Below are 25,524 nucleotides of genomic sequence, written 5' to 3'. Positions count from 1 at the left end.
AACCTTACAGCAACAAATAAATGAGCCTAAAGCGCGATCAAGTGCCTAGTTAGGGCCGCTACGCCTAGGATGAAAACAGGGGTGCTCCATTGGCTTTTGGTAATAGCCAGTCAACGTCGAGGGCACTTCTACGGAAGTGACCAACGTTTACCTACTAAAATACCCAGCTATTGTAGCCAAGCGATCACGGTTGTAAAGTCGCTAGGACGACTACGGCGATCGCCTGCTATGTCTTTAACTGTTCTCCAAGTATGCCAGGGACCAATAGGTAAGCTTAGGGATGTGCACCTCAGGCCTCCATCTTAGTGAGAACTTCATATTGTGTACTGAGTATTTTTTCGATACTTAATAGGATCTGAGTAACTTTTTTATGCCAACACTAGCCAAATACGTAGATGGCTATGGAGCTGTACCAGCCATCTTGGCCAGATATGTATGCATAGGCTTCGAGACCAGTGCTGAGGTTGCTGGGTTCCTGGCTTAGGTGGTTTCTAGTTCCCAACCTTTTGTAGGTGACGGACCTCCCTTCGCGTGAACCATATCAACCTTGGTTGGGGGGGAGGTAACGCTGATTCTGGGCCGAGCGTTGCGCTGCTTGTCCATAGGGAGTACGGCAATCGTCTAAGAAAGGTCGTAAGCACCGTACAGCTAACGATTGGCCCTTCGGTAACTACTGCTAGCTTGGGGCGTTTCCCCCTCTGGAAGGGCGAAGGTTATGTACTGCAAAATCAAGACAGTGAGCGGTTGGCAGGGAGCTTCCCCAGCGCCTCGCACCTTTGAATTCGCCCCTATCTTATAGGACTTGCCCCATGAAAACGGAAACCCCCTTGCAGTCGGTCTACAGCACCTTTGTGGAGCAGGTCAACGATGCCCAGGTGCAGCGGGTGACGATCGAGCGCGATCGCATTGACTATACCCTCAAGCCTGAATTTGGCCGTCGCCGCTACACTACGCAACCAGTCGGGTCTACGGATGAGGTGATCAGCAAGCTCAAAAGTCAGGGGGTGCAAATCACCATTGCTCCTGAACCTTTACCGCCAGCGAGCATCGCGGGGTTGATTATTTCGTCAGGTCTGCTGGTTGGAGCCTTGGCCCTGGCCGCAAAATTTAGCAGCGCGGGTGGCGGGGTTGGCACCGCTGTGGGCATGGGCAAGAGTAAGGTCCGCAGCTATAGCAAGAGCAAGACTGGTGTCACCTTTGCCGATGTGGCTGGGGTAGACGAGGCCAAGCAGGAACTGCAAGAGGTGGTCGACTTTTTAGCCAACGGTGACAAGTACCGCAAACTGGGAGCAAAAATTCCTAAAGGGGTGCTGCTGGTAGGCCCTCCGGGCACAGGCAAAACTCTGCTAGCCAAAGCCGTTGCTGGCGAGGCGGGTGTGCCTTTCCTCAGCATGGCGGGCTCGGAGTTTGTGGAAATGTTTGTGGGGGTTGGTGCTTCACGGGTGCGCGATCTGTTCAACAAGGCCAAGCGCCAAGCGCCCTGCATTGTGTTTATTGACGAGCTGGATGCTGTCGGTAAAACCCGTGGCGGCAACCCTGTGGGCGGCAATGACGAGCGTGAGCAAACCCTGAATCAGCTGCTGACCGAGATGGATGGCTTTGACGGCAATGACGGTGTGATTGTAATTGCTGCCACTAACCGCCCCGAAACCCTAGATCCAGCCTTGCGCCGCCCAGGCCGTTTTGACCGTCAAGTACTGGTCGACCGCCCAGACAAGAGCGGCCGGTTAGAGATTTTGCAGGTTCACGGTCGGGCTGTCGTCCTTGGTGAAGACGTGAACTTGGCAGAAATCGCGGGTCAAACCGCTGGTTTCGCTGGTGCCGATTTGGCCAATTTAGTTAACGAAGCGGCGCTGATGGCCGCCCGCCACAACCGTCAAGCGGTGCTAATGACCGATTTTATGGAAGCCATTGAGCGGGTGATTGCCGGGCTAGAGAAGCGGTCTAGAGTGCTCACTCCAATGGAGCGGCAGACCGTGGCTTACCACGAAGTGGGCCACGCCCTGGTGGGAGCACTGGTACCGGGCGGCAACCGGGTTACCAAAATTTCGATTGTGCCGCGGGGGCTAGGAGCTCTGGGCTACACCATGCAAATGCCCGAGAATGACCGCTTTTTGATGCTCGAAGACGAATTACGGGGCCAACTCGCCACTCTGTTGGGGGGACGCGCCGCTGAGGAAATTGTCTTTGGCAAGGTTTCCACTGGCGCTAGCGACGACATTCAAAAAGCAACCGACCTGGCTGAGAAAGCGGTGACCGAGTACGGCATGAGTGCCAGCCTCGGGCCGGTGGCCTTTGCTAAAGCCTCGGCTCAGTTTTTAGATGGGGGTAGCGACAGGCGGGTGACTAGCCCCGAAGTGGCTACTGAAATCGATCGCCAGGTGAATTTGCTGCTCAATGGTGCTCGCACGGTGGCGCTGGCGATTCTTCAGCTCAATCGGGGGCTGTTGGAGTCTGCCACGCAAACGCTGCTTGAAACAGAGGTGCTAGATGGTGAACAGCTCAAGGCAGTTTTAGCTCAGGCTCAGGCTCCTGCGGAGTTAAAAGCCTGGTTGGCCCAGGGCAATAGCGTAGTGTAGAAAGTCTCAAGCCCGCTAGGGATGTTTTATCAATGGGGGCGGCGCGATCATCGCGCCGCCCCTTTTTGCCTGCAAATCAATCGGGCAGCTTGTACTGACTGACAATGCGCTTGGCAAACTCGGGCACGTGGGCAGCCAGCTTTTGCGGATAGTTGCGCTTGACGTAGAGATAGTTGCGGGTGAAGTGGGAATCGATCGAAAAGCGGGCGTACTCTAGCCCTTTGGGGCCAATGCGCTCGATCACGACACCCATCAGCTTGGCCGCCCACATGGGCAGGGTAACAGCCTTGTCATAGGCAGGGATGCTCTGCTGTACGGCGGCCTTGCGATCGCCCACCGACATCACTGGCTGGGTGTCGAGCTGATCCATGACGGTGTCGAGCATGGCCTGGCCGCGATCGTTGCGCACCACGATCCACTGCCAGCCGAAGGGGGCACCCATGTAGCCCACGACTAAATCAGCCAAGCCGTTCACATAGTCAAAACAGCTCATGCAGGAGGGGGCAAACACGTCCTTGAGCTGGTTGGTCTTGAGGCCAAAGAAGGGCACCGTTTCGGTAGAGCCATCTTCGTGCTTGAAGTGCACCCGAAAATCCTGCATGAATTCGTAGTGGACTACAGTGTCGGGCGATCGGCTGGTGGTTTCGAGAAACTTTTGTAGCCCGGCGCGGCTGACGTTATCGACACAGGGGGTGCCCAGCACGTAGAGCTGCTCTAGACCCAACTGCTTTTCCACCGCCCGCAATGCTTGAATTTGGCAGCCGACGCCAATCACCAGCAGGCGCTTCATGCCCGATCGCTCCACCTGTTCTAAGACGGATAGGTTAGGCGACAGGGTGGGCTTATTGACCCGCGCTGCCAAGATTTCTTCGGGGGTGGTAGCGAGGACTGGCTGGGGCTGGAAGCGATCGCTCTCCGTATTCTGAACGCACACCACCCCTTCTACCAACCCTTTGGTCAGCATTTCAATGGCAATGGTACTCACGATACCGGTCCACTGTGCTCCCTCGATGGGCTGCTGCTTGCGGGCGGCCATCATGTCCTGGTGCACGCCAAAGTAGACATCGTTCTCAGCCTCTAGATCGCGGCTGCGCCCGTGGGTCTGCTGCTCTAGGGTAGGGAACTGCTGGTTGAGAAAGGCGCAGGCCTCTTTGACGTAGTGAATGTAGTAGGTATCGCAGAAGCCGCACTCGCTACAGAGTTCTTTGGCGGGGCGGGTGGCCCCGGGGCGGAGGGCTTTAGCTTTGTTGTGGGAAGGCTGGGCCAGGGTCATAGCGACGGTGGTGGATTGCTCAGTGACAGCTGTTCTTCACCATACCGCAAGGGTTTGGGCCGATTGGCGCGATCGCCCAATTATTACGAAATATAGCGCCGGTCTTACGACTCAACAGGACATCAAACGCACTAGCACCGCAGTAAAAAGGGGGTGAGAATGCGATCGCCCTAGGTTCTTGCTACGCTTTTGTTTAACTTGGGAGTTACGCAGCATCTTCATCCTGCTTCCTCTTGGTTATGCAGCGTCACTCTGTGCTTTGGCTAGCTGGGCAAAATCCCCCTCTCCGACCGATTGCGGGTTAAATGGAAGTAAGCATAAGCAGAAGCTATGCCTCCGCTCCCCGGGTTTACCGTTGTGATGATCTGCTGCCTCAATCCCCACTGCACCCAGCCTAATCACGCTACCCTGGCTGCGGTTTGCCCCACCTGCGGCAGCCCCTTAGAGCATCGTCTTCGGGGCCGCTACCGTCCATTGAAGCTGATTGGCCGGGGTGGTTTTGGGCGCACCTACTTTGCCCTTGATGCCGATCGCCTCAACACCCGTTGCGTGATCAAGCAATTTGCTCCTCAGACCCAGGGCACCAAATCATTTTTAAAGGCCGTACAGCTGTTCGAGCAGGAAGCGGTACGGCTGCACGAACTGGGAGAGCACCCACAAATTCCCACGCTGTTGGCCTACTTTGAGCAAAATAAGTATCTCTACTTGGTGCAGCAGATGATTCAGGGGCGCACCCTGTATCAGGAGATTTCAGCCCAAGCGGCCTACAGCGAGGGCAGCCTACGCCAGCTGCTAGAAGATCTACTCCCGGTGCTGCACTTCATCCACGAGCACGGCGTCATTCACCGAGACATTACCCCGTCGAATATCATTCGCCGCAAAATTGACCAAAAGCCCGTGCTAATCGATTTTGGTGTAGCTAAACAGTTCAGCGAAGCGATTCGCTACGAGCAAGGCACACGCATTGGCACCGAAGGCTATGCCCCTATCGAACAGCTGCGCAGCGGCCAGGCTTACCCCTCTAGCGACCTCTATAGTCTGGGGGCCACCTGCCTGCATCTGTTGACCGGCCGCAAGCCAGAAGACTTATACAGTCCCCAGGAGGGCCGCTGGCTGTGGCAAGAGCACCTGCAAAAACAAGGGCGCACCATTCACGCCGGCCTAGCGGAGGTGCTCAACTACATGACCAAGGATTTGGTTAGCGAGCGCTACCAAACCGCCCAATCCGTGCTGGACGACCTGCGACGACTGCCCAAGATCGAGGGTGCGGTGCCGGGCTGGGTTTCAAATCAATCTGGCCAAAGCTTATTTACCGGCATCGATCGCCCCCCCCTGAGCAGACCAGGTCAGTCGGCTGGCCTGGTTATGCCCACCACCTCGCTGCCTTCCATGGCTGAGCCCCAGGTCCCCCTGACTGACCCTACCCCAAGTTCTCAGCCCGGGCCAGTTTCTGGCAAACCTGCCTCTGGCTTACCTCGACCTGTGAGCCGACCGCCTATCAGTAACGGCCCCAGCTCGCAGCCGCCTAGTTCTGGCCTAGGCTGGCAGCTCATTGCTACCTTGAAGGGGCACCAGTCGTGGGTTACTGCCCTTGCTTTTAGCGCCCAACAGCCCGTGCTTGTCAGCGGCAGCTTAGACGACAGCGTTCGCATTTGGAACTGGCAGACGGGAGACTTGCTTCACACCCTCAAGGGGCACGCTCGAGGTGTTAATGCTGTGGCCATTGATCGGCGTGGGCAACTGCTGGTCAGTTGTGGCGACGATGCGACCATAAAAATTTGGCAGCTAGGCGACGGATCGCTGCGCCACACCCTCAAGGGCCATTTGCGAGATGTGAATGCGATCGCTCTTGGCCATGGCGGTAACTTGATCGCTAGTGCCAGTGAAGACGGCACTCTGAAACTGTGGAATCTGAGCCAGGGCACCTTGCTTAAAACCCTGCCAGGCTCGGCGGGCATGCTCAAAACCGTAGCCTTTGCCGCTGCCGACCAGCGGCTGGTTAGCGGCGGCCTTGACAATACCGTTCGCGTTTGGGACGCGCAAACCGCCACTACCCTTAAAGTTCTCACTGGCCACACCAATACTGTCAACCAAGTTGCGATTAGCCCAGATGGTCGCCTAATCGCCAGCGCTAGCAAAGACCGCACCGTGCGTCTATGGGATTTAGCCGCAGGTACCCTACTGCATACGCTCCAAGGCCACACCCAGGAAGTGAATACTGTGGCCTTCTTCCCTGATGGACAGCGGCTAGTCAGTGGTAGCAGCGACGGAACTCTGCGGTTTTGGCACAGCAAAGATGGCACACTCAAAAATACCCTGTCGGCCCATATGAATCCCGTGCATCAGGTAGCGGTGCAGGCGGGTGGCAAACTATTGGCTAGTGCTAGTACTGATAAGACCATTAAGCTGTGGCAGTGGCAGCGGTAGCAGGTGGAGGCGTAAGGGGTAGGGGGTTAAGTAGTTTAGATAGGTTTGGAGGTCAGCACTAGACGCAGCTTGGCGTGGATGAGGTTGAGTTGCGCCATCCCTAAGTCAACGTCGCCTTCGACGACGACACCGGTATCGAGGAGGCGATCGAGCAGCTCTAAAATGGTGGGGTTTTGATTTTTTTGGCCGGGGTAGTAGTTGCCTTCTTTAGGCAGCAGGGTACCGATTTCCCCTAGGTCGATGTTGAGGTCGGCCGGGTCTACATCAAAGATTTCGCACATCGAAACGACCTGCTCCTCTAGCTTGCGCAGGCTGTCGGCGGCTCGTTCGAGGTCATTGTCGTTCAGGTCGCCCGATTCCATGCGGCGAATGACCTGAGCTTCCATCAGCTGCCGCACTAGCTCAATGACGGTGAGCAGCAGCGGCGCTAAGCCCGCATCAGTTTTGGCGGGAGGCTGTAGCGCTAGCGTGGTCGACAGGTCTGGCTCGGCATTTTCGGAAGTCATAGCCACAGTCTAGTGCATCCCAAGGCAGGCGATTCTGCCTCTATAGCCCTGGCTATGGCCGATTTTGCCACTGCTGTTGAAGCCACTGGCGACGGGCTTCTTCTGCTTGGGCTCGACTTTGTTGTTGGCCTATGCGGCCTGCATCAACTGGACGTAGGCGATCGCCTTGGCTGCGGCTAGGGACCGAGCGAAAGCTGGGAATGGTACGGCTAGTGGCAATTTGCCGCAGGGTGCGAATCGTCAGCATAGTAGTTCTTCTTTGGGGTGTTGGGTTGCATGGGAAACCCCTGGATTCTTCAAGAACCCAAGGGTTTGTCTGTGGCAAATCGACTGGGTTGCTAGCCTAACTCACGGGTTCGGCAGATCGTAGGGCTTTGAGTTCGGCCTCTAAGGTTTCTAAACGAGTTTGGAGCTGTTGATTGGCCTCTAGCAGTTCATTGGTGCGGCTGCTGAGGTAGGGATCGCTCTCCCACCAGTTAATGCCGATTTCGCGAGCTTTATCGACCGAGGAGATAATTAGGCGAATGCGGATGCTCAGCAGTTCTGTAGAACCGACGGAGACTGAGATATCTCCAGCAATCACAATGCCTTTATCGAGCACTCGCTCAATCACATCCACCAGGGAAGACCCCTGGGTGGCGGTGGCCATGCTGCGACCGGGTTGGGGACGGGTCGCGGGGGTGGAGGGGGTCACGACAGATTACCTTCAGTTAGAACTCAGCTGGTAGCCCTGGAGCTGCCCGTCAGTTTCCTGTTTCTCTATTAAGCCCTGATCGAGCATCGACTTGACAGCATTGACAGCCTGAAATCGGTTCAGATCTAGGGCTCCCTCAATGTTAACGAGAGATGCGGTACCGGTCGTGTCGAGATAGTCAAAAATGCGAGTTTCAATATCATCGTTGGGGTTGACCTGCACCTTGAGCACCTCCTCTGGCAAAGACTCGGCTTCAGCGGGTGCTTCTACTATGGTTTCACTTTGAGCCTCAGGGCTGATGGACTCAGCGAGGTCTTCAGTTTGAAGGTCTTGGTCTTGGGCCTCAACGACGGGCTCATCATCAATCGCAACATCGTCCTCGGCAGACTCAACCAGTGCCTCAAGGGGTTGGAGCGGGGCGTCATCCTCTTCTTCGCCATGGAAACGGGCAGCGGGCTGGGCCTCGGGCTTGAGGGTGAGGTCGTTAACCAGCGCGGCCTGGGACACCACAAAGCGGTTGAACAAGTTCCACAGGTGGCGGGTGGCATCTGGGGCGGGCTCTTTGGAGCGGGCTAGCAAAATGTCGCTGCACACATCGCGGAAGTCGGCGTTTTCGGCCAGGGGCAAAATGCCGTGGTCGTTGCAGATGGTGGCAATCATGAGACTGGGGCGCAAGCTGGAGACCATGTCTGGGGCGACCGACGACTGGAAGGCCTTGACCAACTGCACAATTTGCAGTGCCGCAGAGCTGTCGATGCCAACCTTTTGCACCAAAATTTGCTGCTGAGCCAGTTCGTCAGGCTCGGGCATGTTGATGGTGATTAGACGGTCCTGGAGCGCATCTTGGGTGCCGTGGACGCCGCAGTATTCTTCGGGGTTAGAGGTGAGAATGGCACGGAAGTGGGGGCTGACGCGAATGTACTCGGCCCGGTTGTTGCTGGGGGGCAGCACCAGAAGTTTTTCTTCGAGGGCCGACAGCAGCACGTTGTTGACCTCGGGGCGGGAGCGGTTGAACTCGTCGTACACCATGGTGAAGCCTTCGCGGCAGGCCAGGGTGAGGCGCGAGTCAGTCCAGTTGTGGCGCAGCTCGTCTTCCACTTTCACAACGCTGTGGATGTAGTTGTCGACCACTTTTTTGCGGGTGTAGCCCGACTGGTTGCCGATCAGGTCCGAGGTTTTGAACTCGTCATCGCCAAACAGCAGCATGATCGGGCGAGCCAGCAGGTCGGCTAGGTGCAGGGCCAGGGTAGTTTTGCCGGTACCAGCGGGGCCTTTAAGGTGAATTGAGTACCCCGATTGCAAGTACCGCAAGGCTCTGAGGCTGGTGCGCTCTAGGGTGGGGGTGGAGACAAAGTTGCGGGGGCGGGCTTGTAGAACGGTGTTCACAGAACGGCTTCCTCTTGGACGAGATAGGTACGGTCTTGCTTGACGACGAGGTCTTTTTGGATGAGCGATCGCAGCGCGTCTACCGCCTGAAATCGGTTAATGCCAAGCTCCGTCTCAATTTTGCTGAGACGGGCACCCTGAGCCAGGTGCAGGTAGTTGTAAACTACCTCTTCAAGGGAAGGGGGCTCGGGGGCGGGGGGCGGTTCCACAGCCACCGCTGCCGGGACAGCTGGGGCCGTGACGGTAGCAACCGGGGCAGAGCGGGTTGCTGCAACAGCGCGAGCAGGGGCGGTCTTGACCATGGCCGTTGGGGCTGGAGCAACCTTAGCCACAGGAGCTGCCTTAGCTGGTGCCGCTTTGGCGATTACGGGTTTTGGCGCAGCTTTAGGGGCCACCTTGGCTGGCGCAGGCCCACGAGCAGGTACCGAAGTAACGGCCGGCCGGCTCGTGGCTGAGTGAGGGGCTAGAGTCTGAGCTACGGCAGCGCTGCCCCAGACAACGTGGGAGAGCTGAGCCCGCTGGGCCTGAAGCTGGTGGCGAAAGTCGGCCAGTTCGGTGAACATGGCGTCTACGGAATCGGTGAGGGCGGCGCGATCGCTTTGCCGCTGCTCCTGGTTTACTACTGCTGCTTGCTGACGCACAGTGGTCAGGTCTTTGAGGGTGGCCTGTACCTGCACCTGGAGGTCTTCGACGTAGGCGGTAAGCTGAGGTAGCAGTTCGGCGCGTACCATAGCCTGCTCTTGGCGATAGCCCGCTAGCTCAACAGCCGTTTGAGCCTGAATGTTGGCAACCTGTTGCTGCACCTGGCGCAGTTCCTGGGCAATCTCTAGCCGCAGTTCGCTAACAGTAGCTTGAAGTACTTGGCAATCGTAAGCGAGCTTGTCTCGCACCTCAGCGGCACAAATTTCGCGATCGGCTTGGTACGTTGCAAGCAGCACTTCAGTATCAGCCTGGAGCTGCTGAATATAGTCTTGGCGAGCCTGCTGCCGGGGTAGAATCTGGACGGCGCGATCGGCGGTTGTTTGAGCTAGCCATAGGGTAGTGTTGGCGCGCAGGTCGGCCATCAGCTGGTCGAGGTCTTGGCGCAGCTGCACAGCGTGGGTCAGCCGATCAGTCTGCCAGCGCTCTAGGTCAGCAGAGACCTGATCGCGCCGGTTAACCACCTCGCTCTGGCGCAGTTGTCTTGCGGCTTGCCACTGGTCATAAAGTGCTGTCACAGGACTGCTCTCCCTTTGGTGAAAATGAAACGGGGTGAATGTGTGGTATTTGAGGACGGCAAGGAGAGGAGATGGCGCGGAGAGAAGAACGTTGCTAGACTCTAAAACTTAGCTATGTTTGAGTGTCTTAGTGCAGTAATGAGGCGCTGTTCTGAAACTTGCCGACAGCAGAATTGCCGCTGATGGTCGCTATTCAAAGCATTGAATTTGTTCGATTTATGGGGCAGCTAAACGTTGGTTAATCCAGCATTCTACTGCCCCATTAGGTATCAAAAGCGGCGCTCTTAGGCAGCAGGTACAGCGGCTTGAGCAGTCAGGCCAACGGCTTCGGCATACTTTAGATAGGTGTCAACGGAAGCGATTACAACGCGGGCTTCGATCGCCAGCAACTCAATCCCTACCAGAGAAACACGAACCCAAGCATCAATAACGATGCCTTTATCCAAAATGCGGTCAACAACTTCAGCCAAGCTAGAGGAAGAGTTTACTTTTTCGACAGCCATGGTTTTGAATCCCTAAACGATTAATGTGTTCAATGAAATTGCAAGAAGAATGCCTTTGGATGCACCTGACTGCTACTGCAAAGAAGCGGTAGAAACAGACTTAGTGCGTAGGGCTTATTCCTTGCACATTTGTAGTCTGCCCATCTGCTTAGAACTGCTCACAACTTTGAAAAAATCAGTTCACTTATTGTTACTTGCAACGCTTTGAGCTCTAGGAACCAAAGGCCAAAACGCTTTTAGACAGCCAATCTCAGCCAAATACTTGATAATCAAAGGCGCAACACAACGGTTAGGCAAAGGAAGCATGGATGACTCGACCCTAGAAGTGCTGCTGCAGAGCTTGAAGCAGGCCGATGAGTATCAGCGCGAGTTGGCAACCGCTGCTCTCTGGCAGCGTTGGTTTTACCAAAAGGGTGAAGGGGGCAATCAGCGTCTGCAAGACGCTCAGGCTTTAGTGGATAGCGGCCAGATGGATGCGGCAGAGGACCTGCTTTCAACCTTGGTGGGCGAACTGCCGGATTTTGCTGAAGCCTGGAATCGCCGGGCGGTGCTCTACTTTGTTCAGAAACGCTACGCGGAGGCCTTGGCTGACTGTGAGCAGGTGATTGAGCTGGTGCCCTACCACTTTGGAGCGCTCCATGGGCTGGGGCTGTGCTATGCGGCCTTAGGACAGTACGAGGAGGCAATTCAGTCGTTTCGTCGGGCGTTGGTGGTGCAACCCTACGCGCTGGTCAACCAGCGACTGATTTTAGAATGTACAGCACAGTTGAGCTAGGAGGCTGGGATTGCTGGTTGACGCCTGGTTGGGCATGGCGGCACTGCATCAACAGACTACAGAAATCAGGATTAACCTGAGCAACCCATGCAGTTCCCGTTTTGCAAAGTGAGGGATTTGGAGCGGCCTACTATGATTGGGTTGCTAAGGGCCAAGGTCTTCAGGGTCCAGACGATGCTTTTATGCCAGACAGGTCTATGCCAGAGAATGCCTCGACGATTTTGACTCGGTTGCGGGAGGGCAAGGTTCGTTTTGTGCGGGTGGTGTGGTGTGACAACGGCAACGTCATTCGTGGCAAGGCCATCCACATTGATGCGCTGACGCGGCAATTGGAAGGGGGAGAAACTGTTGCCGTGGGTCTATCGGCAGCGCAGCAGGCAATTCCGGTGGTGGCTGACGCAGTGGCCCCCGGCAGCGGGCTGGGGCCAGTAGGAGAGGTCTGGCTGGTGCCCGACTGGAAGACGCTGCAAATGCTTCCCTACGCCCCTGGCCAGGCGCGGGCGCTGGGAGAGATGGTGAAGGATGGCCAGCCCTGGCCCTGGTGTTCAAGGCAGTTTCTCAAGCGCATGGTGCAGCGGGCGGGCGATCGCGGGTTGACGATCAAAGCGGCCTTTGAGCCGGAATTTTACTTGCTCAAGCAGCGCGACCAAGACATTTTCCCTGCTGACAATATGCCCTTTGCCGCTAGTTTGGCGATGGACCTGCACCAGGAGGTGGTGATGGCGATCGCAGATGCCCTAAGCGCACAAGGCATGGCCGTAGAGCAGTATTACCCCGAGTCGGGGCCGGGGCAGCAGGAAATTTCGGTGCGCTACACCGATGCCTTAGCTGCCGCCGATCAGCAGGTGGTCTATCGCGAGACGGTAAAGGCGATCGCCCACCAGCACGGTCTAGTTGCTTCCTTTGTGCCCAAGCTGTTTGAGTCCTGTGCAGGCAGCGGGTGCCACCTGCACCTGAGTCTGTGGGAGGGAGAGCAAAATCTGATGCCTGATGGGGCTGGTGGGCTCTCCGAGACTGCCCGATCCTTTACCGCTGGGCTACTGCATCACCTACCCGCTCTGATGGCGATCACCACCCCCAGCCCCAACTCTTATCGGCGGCTGCAACCCCACAGCTGGAGCGGCGCCTACGCCGCTTGGGGTATGGACAATCGGGAGGCGGCGCTGCGGGTGCCGAGCAATTTTTCGCTGCCCAGCCCCACCCATCTGGAGCTGAAGACGGTGGATGGGGCGGCAAACCCATATTTGGCGTTGGGGGGGGCGATCGCCGCCGGTCTCGACGGCATTGCCCAGGGCTATTCGCTGCCGGAGCCGGTGCAGCAAGACCCGGGGAGTTTGTCGGAGGAGGAAAGGGGCGATCGCGGCATTGCCCTGCTGCCTCAGTCTCTAGCGGAATCCCTTGCCGCGTTAGAGACCAATTCTCTCTTGTTAGACGCTCTGGGCGAACCCCTAGCCAAAACCTACCTGGCGGTACGGCGGGCCGAGCTAGCCGCCATGGCCGACATGACCCTGGAGGCTGAAGTGGAATTGCTGCGCGATCGCTATTAGTTGGCTCAATGAACTTGATGGACAATCTACTCGACTGTTAGTTCGTGGATATTCCAGAGCGCACCGCCCAGGGCTGTAAATTTCACCCCCTGCACCCGGTTGCGCACCGCGGTGAGCGATAGGTTGTTGATCAAGTACATAAACGGCAGGTATTCCTGGGTGAGCTGCTGGGTTTCTTTGTACAGCTCAAAGCGCTCGTCTTCGTCGATTACCTGGGCGGCCTGGATGTAGAGATCGGCAATGCGGCGCTCCCATTCGGCGGCCTGCCAGCCCTCTAGGGGGTCTTGACCAGGGCCAGCATTCTGGTTAAAGGCGTGGAGGGCACCGTCGAGAAGCCACACGTTAGCACCACCGTTGGGCTCTGTGCCTCCCGTTAGGCCCAGCACCAGCGCCTCCCACTCCAGGCTATCGGTGAGGCGATCGACTAGAGAGTTAAAGGCCAGTGGTTGAAAATCAACCTGAATGCCCAACTTAGCTAGGTCATTCTTAATTTGCGCCCCAATCGATTCGCGAATTTTGTTGCCGGAGTTTGTGATTAGCGTGAAGCGCACCCGATTGCCCTCGGCATCGAGCAGGTCATCGGCAGCGTTGTACTGAAACCCATCGGCCAACAGCAGCTGCTTTGCCTTCTTAAGGTCGTAGTCATAAGTGCGAATGCCCATCTCGGGCGGGGCAAAGAAGGGACTAGGCACTGACATTGGCGAGGTTTGGGGTTGCCCCAAGCCTTGGAAAATATTGTTTACCATAGTCTGGCGATCGATAGCGTAGGAGACCGCCTGGCGAAACGCCACGCTATTGAACCAGGCTGACTTGACCGGGTTAACCAAAGGCTTGCCGTTGCGGCTAGCACGGTTGAGGTTAAAGGCAAAAAAGTTGGTGCCCAGACCAGGGCCGCCATTGTAGATGGTGAAATCGCCGCGCTCTTCTTCGCGCTTTAGCAGCGAGAAAAAGTCGGGTTGCACGCTCTCTAGGTCTAACCCGCCCGAGCGAAACTGGAAGAAAGCCGTATCGGTAGAGCCGACAATTTGCCAGACAATCTGCTCAATGTAGGGCTGCTGGTTGCCCTGGTCGTCTTTTCGCCAATAGTAGGGGTTGCGCTCAAAGACCAGCCGCTCCCCAGAAATATATTGGGCTAAGCGGTAGGGGCCATTGCCCACGATTTTCTTGGGGGCCGTGTCGGTGCCCCAGGTGGATAAAAACAGAGGATTGCCTTGGCCATCGGTGCCCTCTACTGTAGGCCGCAAGATATGGGCGGGGATAATTTCTAAAGACGTGTTTTGCAGCATGGGGGCAAAGGGCTCGGGCAGCGTAAACTGCACCCGGCGCTCGTCCACCTTGCTGACCTGCGGAAAGCGCCCTTCGGTGCCAATGCGAAACCCGTCGCGGCTGTTGGTTGGAATGGCTGGATTGAACAGCACATCGTAGGTAAAGACCACGTCGTCTACGGTCAGGGGTTCGCCGTCAGACCAGCGCAGCCCATCGCGCAGGGTAAATACCAGGATGGTGCCGTCGTCGGAGATCTCCCAGCTTTCGGCCAGGGCGGGTACGGTTTCACCGCTAATCCCGTCGGTGGTGGTTAGCCCCTCAAAGGTCAACCCAAAAATGTTGGGCGACTCCTGACTGAGAATGGGGTTGAAGGTTTTTGGGTCGCTCAGGGCGCTCAGCACCAGGCGGGGCACATCGGCGCTGGCTCGGGCAAACCGAGTCGGGTCGCAGCCGGCACTGGCTATACCAACCAAAATTACCAGCATCAGGGCTACAAGTCGCTTGATCTGACTGCGCCAGGTAATCAGACTGAGCCAACCTGGGGTTGTATGCGATGCCGTTGTCATGGTTGTGACCTCCTAACCCGCCAAGACAATGCCTCACACACTATAGCGAGTTACCCCTAGAGATTTTCACTCGCAGCGGTTTGAGTTGCGATCGCCCTAAGCGCAGCCATTCTCCAGGCGTTGGATTGTAGGAGCGGTGGCCCAACTACTCAGCAGCTCTGATTATCCTGTCGAAGGCTTTGAGGGTTTGGGCATTCTAGGTGCATCCCCCAAGAGACTGTCCTATGGCTGATCGCTACTATCTTTACGGTATTTTCCCGGCCCCTGGCCCCGCTGAGCTACCCCTGATGGGTTTAGACGAGCAGGTGGTGCAGGCTCAACAGCTGGGCGACTTTACCTTTCTTTATTCCCTGGCTTGCCAGAAGCGCTACCTGTCGAGCCGCAAAAACCTGCTGGGCCACGAGAAGGTGCTAGAAGCTGCTATGGAGCAGGGCCACCGCACGCTGCTGCCGCTTCAGTTTGGTCTGATTGTCGAGAGCTGGGACCAGGTGCAGGAAGATTTGGTGACTCCCTATGCTGAGGACCTGACCCAGTTGTTTGGGCGGCTCAACGGCTGCCGGGAGGTGAGCGTTAAGGTGCAGTGGGAACCCTCCACCGAGCTGGAGTTGATGATGGCCGAAAATGCTGACCTACGGGCCCAGCGCGACCAGCTAGAGGGTACGCAGCTGGGTATGGAGCAGGTGATCTTCATTGGTCAGCAGATTGAAGCGGCCCTAGAGGAGCGCAAGCAGGGAATTGTTGACCAGTTTCGCCAAGCGCTGTCCCCCCTGGCGAAGGACGTGCTTGAAAACGCGCCCCAAACCGATGTGATGATTTACAACGCTGCTTTCTTGATTCCCTGGGAGAGCGAGGCCGAGTTTAGCCAGGCGGTGGAAGCCATAGACAGCACCTTTGGCGATCGTCTGCGCATTCGCTATAACAATTTCACCGCTCCCTACAACTTTGCCCAGCTCAAGTAGGGGTTTAAGGTTTAGGAGTGCAAGGCAATCCTTGCGCCCTAGACCCTGCACCTTGCACCCTAATAATTTTTTCCATGCTGTTTAAACTTCTCTTTGCCCCCGTGCTCGGCCCCATTGAGGGCGTCAGCTGGGTCGCTAACAAACTGCTAGAGCAGGCCGACGTAGCCACCAACGACCTCGAAAGCCTGCAAAAGCAACTGCTCGCCCTCCAGCTTGCCTTCGACATGGGAGAGGTGGCTGAGGCAGACTTCGAAATTCAGGAGGAGGAAATTCTCCTCGCCATCCAAGCCATTGAAGATGAGGAAGACGAAGATGAGTGACCTAAAACTGGGGTGCTAGGATTCGAACCTAGGAATGCCGGGACCAAAACCCGGTGCCTTACCACTTGGCGACACCCCATTGCTTTCGCTTTGATAATATAGCAGGTTGCGTGGCGCTACTGTCAACATTACTTGAAAACTTGGAGCCAGAACCTGCCCTCTCTTTAGAGCGACGTGTCAGTCCTTTCTAGGATCGAGGCATGAGCACAGTATACAAAGATATGGTGTAGCTCACGTCCGGCATCCTGAGAGCCGGCAATTTGGGCTTCACAATATGTAGAAACAGGTAGTTTACCTCGGGTCTTTTAGCGCATCGTTACTGCCAGTTGGGCTTGCTCTCCATGTCTTGTGACACGTTCTACGCCGACCTACCGCCCCTCAAGCAATTTTTAGAATTAGCTAACCCTCAAAACTACGTTGAGGCTCCAAACGATTGGTACGTGTTGATTACCGATGTGGTCGATTCGACCCAGGCGATCGCGCGAGGACAGTACAAAGAGGTCAACGTGCTGGGGGCCAGCTCGATTATGGCGGTGCTCAACGCCACGGCCCCCCTGGAGATTCCCTTTGTGTTTGGGGGCGACGGGGCGCTGTTGCTGGTGCCCCCTGGGGCAGTGCAGGCGGCTCGGGAGGCGCTGCTAGGCGTTCGGGCGCTGGCCCATGGGTCGTTTGGGCTAGATCTGCGGGTGGGCATTGTGCCGCTGGCGGCGGTCGCCCCCAGCACCCGGTGCGAGTGGCAAAAATTCGCCTTAGCCCCAGCTATTACCAGGCCAGTTTTATCGGCGGTGGCCTCACCTACGCCACTGAATTGATTAAAACCGATTCGACTTATCGGCTAGATGCGTCGGGCGATCGGTCAACTACCAACCTGGCTGGGTTGGAGTGCCGCTGGCAAGATATCCCTAGCCCGCGGGGCCATACCCTGAGCTTGATAGTGGCGGCGCTGCCCAGCGGTGGCTACGTCAACAAATATCTGTATCGAGAAATTCTGGAAACCATCGGCGACATCTACGGCGAGGGGGAAAGCTACCACCCTGTGGCTCCATCGGCCCTCAACCTATCAATCAACCCAAGGCGGCTGCGGGCCGAGGCAAAAGCTAAAGCCAAAAGTGCTAGATGGGGCGATCGCGTCGCCTACACCGCTCGTGCCTATCTGGAAAGCCTTTTAGGTCTAGGCCTGATGCGGTTTGATGTGGAAGCGGGCGGCGTTGACTGGGGCCGCTACAAAGCCTCGGTGCGGGCCGCCTCAGACTATCAAAAAATTGACGATATGCTGCGCATGGTGATTGCCGGCAGCCCTGCCCAGACCGACCAAATTGTTGCCTATCTGGAGAGCCGGCTGGCTCAGGGCCATTTAGTCTATGGGGTGCATGTGTCAGACCGAGCGCTAATGACCTGTCTGATTATGGATCGGCGCGATCGCCACTTTCACCTGATTGATGGAGCCGATGGCGGCTACGCCCTGGCCGCCCAGCAGCTTAAGGCTCGACTTCAGGGTAAAGCCCAAAACTGGCAGGCCTACTCGCGTCTGGCCCGCCGCCGCCAGCAGCTGGGACAGGGGGCGCGGCAGCCCTAGGATAACGACATAGGCATTTTCAGCGAACCTAGCAACCCTAGGCGGCTATGTCGTATATTCGGCGTTGATCTTGACGTAGTCGTAGCTCAGATCGCAGCCCCAGGCCTGGCCGCTGCCGGGGCCATCGCCAATGCTGACCTGAATGGCAACGGTATCGGTCTTAAGGTATTCGCCCTGGGTGGCCGCCGTCAGGTAGGCGCTGGCGGCGGGGCGATCGAAATCTAGGGGCTGGCCGTGCTCCATCAGCAAAAAGTCGCCCAGCTGCACCCGCAGGTCGCTCTGGTCGAAGGTGACGCCGGCTCGGCCCGCGGCGGCGGCGATGCGGCCCCAGTTGGGGTCGTGGCCAAAGATGGCTGCCTTGACTAGGGATGACCCGGCAATGGTCTTGGCTACCTGACCCGCAGCGGCGGCGGTAACGGCCCCGGTGACGGTGACCTCGATCAAACAGGTGGCCCCTTCGCCGTCGCGGGCGACGCACTTGGCTAGATATTGGCAGACGGCGGTGAGCATGGCCTCTAGCTGGTCGGCCTCGGCCCCTTCGTCGGTGATGGCCGGAGTGCGCGACTCGCCGTTGGCCAGGGCAATTAGGGTGTCGTTGGTGCTGCTGTCGCCATCGACAGTGATCTGGTTAAAGCTGCGATCAGCGGCGCGGCGCAGCATATCTTGCCACAGTGTGGGCGATACGGTGGCATCGCAGGTGACAAAGGCTAGCATAGTGGCCATGTTGGGGTGAATCATGCCCGACCCCTTAGCGATGCCGCCAATGCGTACGGGGCGATCGTGGATGGTGGTTTCCATCGCCACCGATTTGGTTACCAGGTCGGTGGTGATAATCGCCCCAGCGGCGGCATCGGAGCCTTCAAACGACAGACTTTCGACCAGCTTAGGAATGCCCGCCTTGAGCTGGTCCATTTTGATGCGTTGGCCAATTACCCCAGTTGAGGCAATCAGCACGGCCTCGGGAGGAAGGTTGAGGGCTAAGCCGAGGGAGGCGGCACTTTCGATCGTATCAACCCAGCCCTGGTTGCCGGTGCAGGCGTTGGCCTGACCGGCGTTGATCAGAATGGCGCGGGCGCTGGGGCGAGCTTCGAGGCGCTGGCGGCAGTAGTCAACGCAGGCAGCGCGCACGTGGCTGGTGGTAAAGACCCCCGCTGCGATCGCCTCGCAATCTGAATAGATTAGCGCCAGGTCGGGCGCACCAGAAGGTTTGAGCCCTGCGGTAATTCCCGCTGCCTGGAATCCTTTGGGTGCCGTAATGCCCCCTTCAACCACCCGCCAGTCTGCCATGCTGTTGTTACCCCATAGGTCTGCCGGGGATTATACCAAGCTTCTGTGGGGATGCTGCTGGACGTTCAAACACCAAATCATGCCCGCGATCGCCATCGTCAACTGTGCAGAGCTTCAGCAGCAAGCCATCGATCACCTCGTTGCAGAGAGCCAGCGGGAGGGCTTTCGGTTTATGAAGCGACTGGTTGAGGAGTATGACAGCGGCGTAAATCGCTTCGACCAGCCTGGTGAGGCATTGCTCACAGCCATTGTGGAGGGGGCAATTGTCGGCATTGGCGGACTCAATCGCGACCCCTATTTCCATCACCCAAACGTGGGGCGATTGCGTCGTGTGTACGTTGAAGCTGCCTGGCGCAGGCGGGGGGTAGGGAGGGTTTTAGTTACTGCCCTCATAGATGCAGCCCAGCCGCACTACCAGCTTTTGACCCTGCGCACGGATACTGCTGCTGCCGATGCGTTTTATCAAACCCTAGGTTTCAAAACTGAGCCGCGCTGGACCCACACTACCCATCATCTACAGCTCGGGGATGGTGGCGATTATCAACCTGGGGTTATCAGCTAATGCGATCGCGCCTTCAGGTCTCCACTGTGGAGGCGAGAGGATGTTCCAGGAAAGCAAACTCAGCGACAACCTGACCGCCAATTAAGTGCTCTTGAATGATTCGCTCAATCACCGCTGGGGTGGCGCTGTGGTACCAGACGCCGTCGGGATAGACGAGCAGGATGGGGCCTTTGTGGCAAACCCGCAGGCAGTTGGCCTTGGTGCGAAAAACAGAGGTTGGGCGCTCTGCTGTAGGCCGATCTAACCCCAGCTCCTTAAGGCGGTTTTTGAGATAGTCCCAGGCGACGATGCTCTTGGCTTTGTCGCAGCACTTCGGTTTGGTCTGGTCGGCACAAATCAACACATGGTGCTGAATTGTGTTGAGCGCTAAGGCCTCTACACAGGCGGCTAGAGAATCACAGGTGTCGGGGGCGCTACTCATCAGGGGCGATCGCAGGTTTTGTGGGGTCAGTGGCCGCTGGAGATTCGGTCAATGCTGTGGTTTCAGGGGATGCCGCAGGCTCTACAGCCTTGGCGGGCTCAGGTGCAGCAGACTCGGTTCCAGAGGACTCAAGGCTGGTGGCAATGGCCTCGGATGCCGGCTCAGGTATGGCGGCAGGTTTAGGGGGAGGCAATTCCTCAACCGGAGGCAGCTCGGGGCGCACCCGGCGAATGGGCAGATTGGCGATCAGCGCCGTCATTCGCTGGTCGCTTTCGAGGGTGAATTCCAAATGCTCTTGGTCAAGCTCGACGTAGCGGGAGACTACGGCAAGAATCTCCTGGCGCATTTTTTCGACCATCTCGGGGGTGAGGTCGGCGCGATCGTGGGCCAGCACAAACTGTAGCCGCTGCTTGACCTCAGCCCGGGGGGTGATGGTGCGGCTGCGGTTAAACAGCTTATCGAGAAGTTCACTTAGCATCGGCACTGGCGGCTAGGTAGAGAAAACATCAAACACCGTGGCAATAAACGGCCCTAGCCCCTAAAGAAGCGGCGCAGGCGGCTGAACAAATCGTCATGGGTGGCGTTGAGGTCAATGAGGGGCACCTCTTCACCCAGCAGGCGGCGGGCCACGTTGTTAAAGGCGACCCCGGCCATGGAGAGCTCTTTGTCGAGCACCAGGGGCTCGCCCCGGTTCGATGAGACAATCACCCGCTCGTCATCGGGCACCACGCCCAGCAGGGGCACAGCGAGAATATCGAGCACGTCGCGCACCGACATCATTTGGTCTTCTTGCACCATCTTGGGCTTGATGCGGTTGATCAGCAGCTTGGTAAATTTCACATCGTTGGCTTCGAGTAGACCGATTACCCGGTCGGCGTCGCGCACGGCAGAAATTTCGGGGGTGGTGACGACGATCGCCTCTTTTGCCGGGGCGATCGCATTCTGAAAGCCCATCTCGATGCCCGCCGGACAGTCGATTAAAATGAAGTCGTTGCTGGGGGCTAACCCTGCCACCAGCTGCTTCATCTGGTCGGGAGTGATGGCTTCTTTGTTGCGGTTTTGGGCGGCAGCTAGCAGGCCGAGGGTGGGCTGGCGCTTGTCTTTGACCAGGGCTTTCTCGACCGTGCAGTCGCCCGCCAGCACGTCGAGGGCGGTGTAGACGATGCGGTTCTCGAGACCCAACAGCAGGTCGAGGTTGCGCAGGCCAAAGTCGGCATCGACGACGGCGACCCGCTGGTTCCGCTGGGCCAGGGCCATGCCCAGGTTGGCGGTGCAGGTGCTCTTGCCAACGCCCCCTTTGCCCGAGGTCATTACGATAATGCGAGTCATGGACGAACCCAACTTTCCTTAAAGAACCAACTACCCGACGAAAACAACCGTTAATAATACGCTATGGGTGCAGGCTGAGAACTGCGAATTTAGTCGATCTATAAGGTGCAGGGTTTAGGGTATATGGCTAAAGGACTGCCGTGAACCATATGCCGTAAACCTTGAACCCGATTAACCTGTCACCTTTGGCTGGGCAGACTACTAAATCTAAAACCCATCGGTTGGCTGTGCGCCCTGCTCTAGAGTGGCGTTGAAGTTTTGGCGGGCAAAGGCTTGGGCCTGGGCAATGCGGATGCCGTTGTTGCCCACGTAGGCCACTTCGGGTAAGTAGTCTCCGATAGGGCCATCGGGGGCGCGGGCTACCAGATCGGCCAGGCGCAGCTGGGTGGGGTGCATTTGCAGGGCCATGATGCAGCGACTGCGATCGCCCCCCGACCCCGCGTGAGCCATCCCCCGCAGCCTCCCCCACACCAAAATGTCGCCCTCCGCCACCAGCGAGCTGCCGGGGTTGACATCCCCTAGCACAACGATGGTGCCGGGATGGCGAATTTCGACCCCGCCCCGCAGGGTGGTTTGTAGGTACAGCGGTTCGGCTAGGGGCTGGCCGGGGGCCGGGGGCGACTGCACCAGGGTGTCTTCCGCGGCCAGCTGATCGACGGAGTAGCCGGCGGCCACGGCGGCCATGGCGGTCTGGCGACGGCTGGTGGCGACTCGCTTGAGGGTGAGCTGGGCAGCGGTGAGAATTTCTTCTAAAGTCTGGAGCTGGCGGGCATCAAGCAGGCGATCGCGGGCGGCTAGGTGCACCACCGTATTGGGCTGCCAAAATGGCTCGCTGCCATTTAGCCGCTGTTTGAAGTGCTGCAACAGCTCTCCCCACGACAGGGCACCGCCTTCGGCCTCGACCTGGGGGCCGTTGGGCATTAGAAGCACCAGGTGATCGCCGTCGTTGCGCAGCCGCAGCTGGGTGCGGGGGTCGATGGGGGGGGCGGGCACGGGGGCAGCGTCCGCCTCAACCTCGGGGCTGTCCGAGACTTCTGAATTAGTTGGGGCAGCGGCCTCGGGACTATCCGAAAACGCTGGAGTAGAGGCATTGGCCGAGGTCAAATCTGGGTCGGTGGCGGCCTCGGTTACAGCCAAGAAAGCAGAGTCGTCAGGAACCATAGGGGTTTGCGGAGGTTGAAAACACTGGGCCAAGCCCGGTGCTGCCATATTAGATCACGGTGGCAGAGATAGCCGGTCAGTTAAGGTCGGTTTTCCTCTTGCGGTTTGTCCCGGGCTGTTGGTTATAGTAGAGGAGGTCTCACTACGGCGTTGGTGACTACCAACAATGTTTGTCGATCTATGTTTGTTCCGAACGGGAGCCAAGTTGCACCGGCGGCAGTAAACCGAGCTTGTACTCGGAAACTTTAAGCCAAATGCCATGGCACCCCCCTGGTTTTCCCAGGTCGGAAACTGAGGTAAGACGGCGTTGCGGTGAGGCCTTCAAGATTTTTGGCATTCCCCTGTCTCTCGCAGATGGGGGAATTGCTTTTGAAATGTGATTTAGCTTACTTGAGCGCTAGTATTGACAGCATAGCTAGCCTCGAATTCAGATACTGCGATCGCTTAGCAGGTCGGCTTCAAGGTGGCTTGGTGGTTTCTTGTAGGGCCCGCACCGTTGAATTCGGTTGATTTTCCCGCCAGTGTAATTCGCTTGGAGAATGGGCTGACCCTGATCCACCAGGAGATTGCGGCAACGCCCGTAGTGGTGGCCGACGTGTGGGTGAAGGCTGGGGCCATTACTGAACCGGCGGAGTGGGCAGGCATGGCCCACTTTCTAGAGCACATGATTTTTAAGGGCACCGATCAACTGCCGCCTGGGGTTTTTGATTACGCGATCGAAACCCAGGGGGGCATGACTAACGCCGCCACCAGCCACGACTACGCTCACTTTTACATCACCATTGCGGCCGACATGCTGGCGCAGACCCTGCCCTACCTGGCCGATCTGCTGCTGCACGCGGCAATCCCCGCCGATGAGTTTGGCCGTGAGCGGCAGGTGGTGCTCGAAGAAATCCGCCAGGCTCAGGATGACCCCGACTGGTTAGGCTACCAGGCGATGTCGGAGCTGGTGTACCAAGACCATCCCTACGGTCGCCCGGTGCTGGGCACAGCGGAAATTTTGCAGCAGCGATCGCCCGAAGAGATGCGCTGCTTTCACCAGGCCCACTATCAGCCCGACAACATGACAGTGGTGATTACAGGCGGCATTCCCCTAGAGCCCACGGTGGCGATGGTCAAGCATGCCTTTCGCGGTTTTGCTTCCCCACCGCCCTGTCCAGCGGCGGCGATCGCGTCCATTCCCTCCCTACCGGGGGTGCGCCGCGAAACCCTTCACCTGCCGCGCCTTGAGCAGTCGCGCCTGTGCATCGCCTGGCTGGCTCCGGGCATTGCCCAGCTCGAAACCGCCTACGGCTTAGACCTGCTGGCGGCCATTCTGGCAGAAGGGCGCTCGTCTCGCCTAGTGCGCGAGCTGCGGGAAGACCGCCAGCTGGTGCAGGACATCAGCGCCGGATTTTCGCTTCAGCGCGATTGCAGCTTGTTCACTATTCAGGCCTGGCTCGACGGCAAGGATGTGGACCGGGTCGAGGCGATTGTGTGCGATCGCATCAGCGAGCTGGCAGCTAAACCGATTACCGATGCCGAACTGGCCCGCGCTAAGCGCCTGCTGTGCAACGATTACGCCTTTTCGACCGAAGCTCCGGGGCAACTGGCGGGTCTCTATGGCTACTACGGCACCGTTACCAACGCCGACCGCTGTCTCAGCTATGTCCCCACCCTAAAGCGCTACACCGAGGAGCGCCTGCGTCAGCTAGCCGCCCAGTACCTTACACCCCTGCGCTATGTGTCCACTATTTTGCGTCCAGCCTAATGCCGCCTGGGCAGACTATAGTTAGACTGGCCAGCGCCGCGATCGCCAAAGCCTAACAAATCCAAATCATTTCAAAACCATTCCCTGTTCGTTTCGTTAACCTACTTTTTGCCCTGTGACAGCTTCTCTTCTTCAAGCGCCACGCCTGCACCGCACCGTTTTAGCCAATGGCCTGACGGTGATTGTTTTAGAAAACCCCGTTGCTGATATTGTCTCCGCTCGTCTGTTTATTCGAGCTGGAAGCGCCTTTGAGGCTCCGCACCAGGCGGGGCTGGTAAGCTTTTTGATGGGGCTGCTGACCAAGGGCACCGAGACGCTTTCATCGATGGCGATCGCAGAAACCGTCGAGTCGGTGGGGGCCAGCCTGGGCACCGATGCCGCCGCCGACTACAGCCTTATCAGCCTCAAAACCGTCTCCGCTGACTTTCCCGAAATTTTTGCCCTGGCCGCTACCCTGCTGCGGCAGCCCAGTTTTCCCCTCGACGAAATTGACCTAGAGCGGCGGCTCACTCTGCAGCAGATTCGCTCGATGCAGGAGCAGCCCTTCACCATTGCCTTCAACCAGCTGCGCCAAGATATGTACGGCGAGCACCCCTATGCCCTGCCCGGCATTGGTACCGAGGCCTCGGTTGCGGCCATTACCCAGCAGGCCCTAACCGACTTTCATCGCCAGCACATGCGTCCCGACAACGTAGTGGTGACCATTGTGGGTCGCATTAGCCCTGAGGCAGCCCAAGCCCAGGTCGAGCAAACCCTGGGCGACTGGCAGGCTCCGGCAACGCCGCCTCCGGTGCTAACCCTGCCTGCGGTGGCTCCCGCTGCCACCTGCTCAATGGTGGCTCAGGAAACCAACCAGGCGATCGTCATGGTGGGCTACCCAGCGGCCCCGGTGAAGCACCCTGCCTACGCCGCCCTCAAGCTAATCAACACCTACCTGGGCAACGGGCTCTCTAGCCGCCTATTTGTCGAACTGCGCGAAAAGCGGGGTCTGGCCTACGATGTATCGGCCTTTTACCCCACTCGCCTGGGGCTGTCGCAGTTTGTTGCCTATATTGGCACCGCCCCAGAGAATGCTGCCACGGCCCTAGAGGGTCTGCGCTTTGAGGTGGAACGGCTGCAAGAGACGGTGCTCTCTGACGATGAGCTACAGTCGGCCAAAAACAAGCTGCTGGGCCAGTACGCCCTGGGCAAGCAAACCAACGCCCAGATCGCCCAGCTGCTAGGCTGGTATGAAATTTTAGGGCTGGGAGTCGAGTATGACCAGCAGTTTCAAGACATGGTGGCGGCGGTGACAGTGCTCGACGCCGAAGCCGTCGCCCAAGAATTTTTCCACACCCCCTGCATTTCGCTGCTGGGGCCAGAGGAATTTGTCGCTCCATTGGCTGCCGCCCAGGCTTAAGCCAAATTCTAGATTATTTCT

Annotated in this window: 22 protein-coding genes, 1 tRNA gene, 1 other RNA gene and 1 pseudogene; 11 read left to right on the top strand and 14 right to left on the bottom strand. The window is 57.8% G+C overall.

All coding sequences use genetic code 11. The annotated features are described in order from the left end of the window. Positions 1 to 809 precede the first annotated feature (809 nt). On the top strand, positions 810 to 2,579 hold the full coding sequence (gene ftsH, locus H6F59_RS14490) for an ATP-dependent zinc metalloprotease FtsH (RefSeq protein WP_190701176.1): 1,770 nt from the start codon (positions 810 to 812) through the stop codon (positions 2,577 to 2,579). A 76-nt stretch (positions 2,580 to 2,655) separates the two neighbouring features. Here the strand turns inward: ftsH and H6F59_RS14485 are convergent, their stop codons facing one another. Continuing rightward, positions 2,656 to 3,852 carry a Coenzyme F420 hydrogenase/dehydrogenase, beta subunit C-terminal domain gene (locus H6F59_RS14485; RefSeq protein WP_190701173.1) on the bottom strand — a complete coding sequence of 399 codons (1,197 nt, stop codon included), beginning with the start codon at positions 3,850 to 3,852 and terminating at the stop codon, positions 2,656 to 2,658. Between the two features lie 330 nt (positions 3,853 to 4,182). Here H6F59_RS14485 and H6F59_RS14480 point away from each other — a divergent pair, with 330 nt between their 5' ends. Beyond that, complete coding sequence (locus H6F59_RS14480) at positions 4,183 to 6,279, top strand: serine/threonine-protein kinase (protein ID WP_242021479.1); 2,097 nt, start codon at positions 4,183 to 4,185, stop codon at positions 6,277 to 6,279. Between the two features lie 35 nt (positions 6,280 to 6,314). Here the strand turns inward: H6F59_RS14480 and H6F59_RS14475 are convergent, their stop codons facing one another. The 6 genes from H6F59_RS14475 to gvpA all read right to left on the bottom strand — a co-directional run bounded on the left by H6F59_RS14475 (position 6,315) and on the right by gvpA (position 10,585). Then, on the bottom strand, positions 6,315 to 6,785 hold the full coding sequence (locus H6F59_RS14475; protein ID WP_190514786.1) for a gas vesicle protein K: 471 nt from the start codon (positions 6,783 to 6,785) through the stop codon (positions 6,315 to 6,317). 52 nt (positions 6,786 to 6,837) lie between these two features. Then, the gene (locus H6F59_RS14470; RefSeq protein ID WP_190701170.1) at positions 6,838 to 7,032 is read right to left on the bottom strand and encodes a hypothetical protein; all 195 of its coding nucleotides are present in this window, start codon (positions 7,030 to 7,032) and stop codon (positions 6,838 to 6,840) included. Positions 7,033 to 7,128: 96 nt separating this feature from the next. Then, positions 7,129 to 7,479, bottom strand: a complete 351-nt coding sequence (locus H6F59_RS14465; protein ID WP_313887214.1) for a gas vesicle protein — start codon at positions 7,477 to 7,479, stop codon at positions 7,129 to 7,131. A 12-nt stretch (positions 7,480 to 7,491) separates the two neighbouring features. Continuing rightward, positions 7,492 to 8,865, bottom strand: coding sequence for a gas vesicle protein GvpN (gene gvpN / locus H6F59_RS14460; RefSeq protein WP_190701167.1), 1,374 nt, complete (start codon positions 8,863 to 8,865; stop codon positions 7,492 to 7,494). Next, the gene (locus tag H6F59_RS14455) at positions 8,862 to 10,082 is read right to left on the bottom strand and encodes a hypothetical protein (protein ID WP_190701163.1); all 1,221 of its coding nucleotides are present in this window, start codon (positions 10,080 to 10,082) and stop codon (positions 8,862 to 8,864) included. The genes gvpN and H6F59_RS14455 overlap by 4 nt, the downstream gene beginning before the upstream one ends. Before the next feature lie 284 nt (positions 10,083 to 10,366). Beyond that, a complete protein-coding gene (gene gvpA, locus H6F59_RS14450; protein ID WP_073608715.1) occupies positions 10,367 to 10,585 on the bottom strand; it encodes a gas vesicle structural protein GvpA in 219 nt (72 codons plus the stop codon). 304 nt (positions 10,586 to 10,889) lie between these two features. Here gvpA and H6F59_RS14445 point away from each other — a divergent pair, with 304 nt between their 5' ends. Together H6F59_RS14445 and H6F59_RS14440 are read left to right on the top strand one after the other, a co-directional pair. After that, positions 10,890 to 11,360 (top strand): tetratricopeptide repeat protein, encoded by a 471-nt coding sequence (locus H6F59_RS14445; RefSeq protein ID WP_190701159.1) that lies wholly within the window; start codon positions 10,890 to 10,892, stop codon positions 11,358 to 11,360. Positions 11,361 to 11,542: 182 nt separating this feature from the next. Beyond that, positions 11,543 to 12,907, top strand: coding sequence for a glutamine synthetase family protein (locus tag H6F59_RS14440; protein ID WP_242021478.1), 1,365 nt, complete (start codon positions 11,543 to 11,545; stop codon positions 12,905 to 12,907). A gap of 26 nt (positions 12,908 to 12,933) precedes the next feature. On the opposite strand, the gene H6F59_RS14435 is transcribed toward H6F59_RS14440, so the two are convergent. Continuing rightward, entirely contained in the window at positions 12,934 to 14,658 is a 1,725-nt protein-coding gene (locus H6F59_RS14435; RefSeq protein WP_279308364.1) for an ABC transporter substrate-binding protein, read from the bottom strand. A 305-nt stretch (positions 14,659 to 14,963) separates the two neighbouring features. Here H6F59_RS14435 and H6F59_RS14430 point away from each other — a divergent pair, with 305 nt between their 5' ends. Together H6F59_RS14430 and H6F59_RS14425 are read left to right on the top strand one after the other, a co-directional pair. After that, positions 14,964 to 15,698: a GvpL/GvpF family gas vesicle protein gene (locus tag H6F59_RS14430; protein ID WP_190701151.1), complete on the top strand. Its 735-nt coding sequence runs from the start codon at positions 14,964 to 14,966 to the stop codon at positions 15,696 to 15,698. Positions 15,699 to 15,772: 74 nt separating this feature from the next. After that, the gene (locus H6F59_RS14425; protein ID WP_190701148.1) at positions 15,773 to 16,018 is read left to right on the top strand and encodes a gas vesicle protein GvpG; all 246 of its coding nucleotides are present in this window, start codon (positions 15,773 to 15,775) and stop codon (positions 16,016 to 16,018) included. A gap of 7 nt (positions 16,019 to 16,025) precedes the next feature. Here the strand turns inward: H6F59_RS14425 and H6F59_RS14420 are convergent. Continuing rightward, positions 16,026 to 16,097, bottom strand: a tRNA-Gln gene (locus H6F59_RS14420). 262 nt (positions 16,098 to 16,359) lie between these two features. Between H6F59_RS14420 and H6F59_RS14410 the strand changes: the two are divergent. Next, positions 16,360 to 17,594 (top strand): annotated as a pseudogene (locus H6F59_RS14410) (DUF3095 domain-containing protein). A 45-nt stretch (positions 17,595 to 17,639) separates the two neighbouring features. Here the strand turns inward: H6F59_RS14410 and argJ are convergent. Next, complete coding sequence (argJ, locus tag H6F59_RS14405; protein WP_190701142.1) at positions 17,640 to 18,881, bottom strand: bifunctional ornithine acetyltransferase/N-acetylglutamate synthase; 1,242 nt, start codon at positions 18,879 to 18,881, stop codon at positions 17,640 to 17,642. Here argJ and H6F59_RS14400 point away from each other — a divergent pair. Next, positions 18,850 to 19,443, top strand: a complete 594-nt coding sequence (locus tag H6F59_RS14400; RefSeq protein ID WP_206755213.1) for a GNAT family N-acetyltransferase — start codon at positions 18,850 to 18,852, stop codon at positions 19,441 to 19,443. The genes argJ and H6F59_RS14400 overlap by 32 nt on opposite strands. A gap of 13 nt (positions 19,444 to 19,456) precedes the next feature. Here H6F59_RS14400 and H6F59_RS14395 read toward each other — a convergent pair whose 3' ends face one another. The 4 genes from H6F59_RS14395 to minC all read right to left on the bottom strand — a co-directional run bounded on the left by H6F59_RS14395 (position 19,457) and on the right by minC (position 22,354). Then, positions 19,457 to 19,864: a ferredoxin gene (locus H6F59_RS14395; protein WP_190701139.1), complete on the bottom strand. Its 408-nt coding sequence runs from the start codon at positions 19,862 to 19,864 to the stop codon at positions 19,457 to 19,459. Next, positions 19,857 to 20,342, bottom strand: coding sequence for a cell division topological specificity factor MinE (gene minE, locus H6F59_RS14390; protein ID WP_190701137.1), 486 nt, complete (start codon positions 20,340 to 20,342; stop codon positions 19,857 to 19,859). The genes H6F59_RS14395 and minE overlap by 8 nt, the downstream gene beginning before the upstream one ends. 53 nt (positions 20,343 to 20,395) lie before the next feature. Beyond that, a complete protein-coding gene (gene minD, locus H6F59_RS14385) occupies positions 20,396 to 21,193 on the bottom strand; it encodes a septum site-determining protein MinD (RefSeq protein WP_190701135.1) in 798 nt (265 codons plus the stop codon). 207 nt (positions 21,194 to 21,400) lie between these two features. Beyond that, complete coding sequence (gene minC, locus H6F59_RS14380) at positions 21,401 to 22,354, bottom strand: septum site-determining protein MinC (RefSeq protein ID WP_190701133.1); 954 nt, start codon at positions 22,352 to 22,354, stop codon at positions 21,401 to 21,403. Positions 22,355 to 22,490: 136 nt separating this feature from the next. Between minC and ssrS the strand changes: the two genes are divergently transcribed. From ssrS to H6F59_RS14365, 3 genes are all read left to right on the top strand, one after another. Then, positions 22,491 to 22,674, top strand: a non-coding RNA gene (gene ssrS, locus H6F59_RS14375) — 6S RNA. Between the two features lie 176 nt (positions 22,675 to 22,850). Further along, complete coding sequence (locus H6F59_RS14370) at positions 22,851 to 24,104, top strand: pitrilysin family protein (protein WP_190701123.1); 1,254 nt, start codon at positions 22,851 to 22,853, stop codon at positions 24,102 to 24,104. A 115-nt stretch (positions 24,105 to 24,219) separates the two neighbouring features. Next, positions 24,220 to 25,503 (top strand): pitrilysin family protein, encoded by a 1,284-nt coding sequence (locus H6F59_RS14365; RefSeq protein ID WP_190701121.1) that lies wholly within the window; start codon positions 24,220 to 24,222, stop codon positions 25,501 to 25,503. Positions 25,504 to 25,524: the final 21 nt, after the last annotated feature.

The organism is Nodosilinea sp. FACHB-141 (assembly GCF_014696135.1).
In the GTDB taxonomy this organism is placed as follows: domain Bacteria; phylum Cyanobacteriota; class Cyanobacteriia; order Phormidesmidales; family Phormidesmidaceae; genus Nodosilinea.
This window is presented reverse-complemented; position numbering and strand designations above follow the sequence as displayed.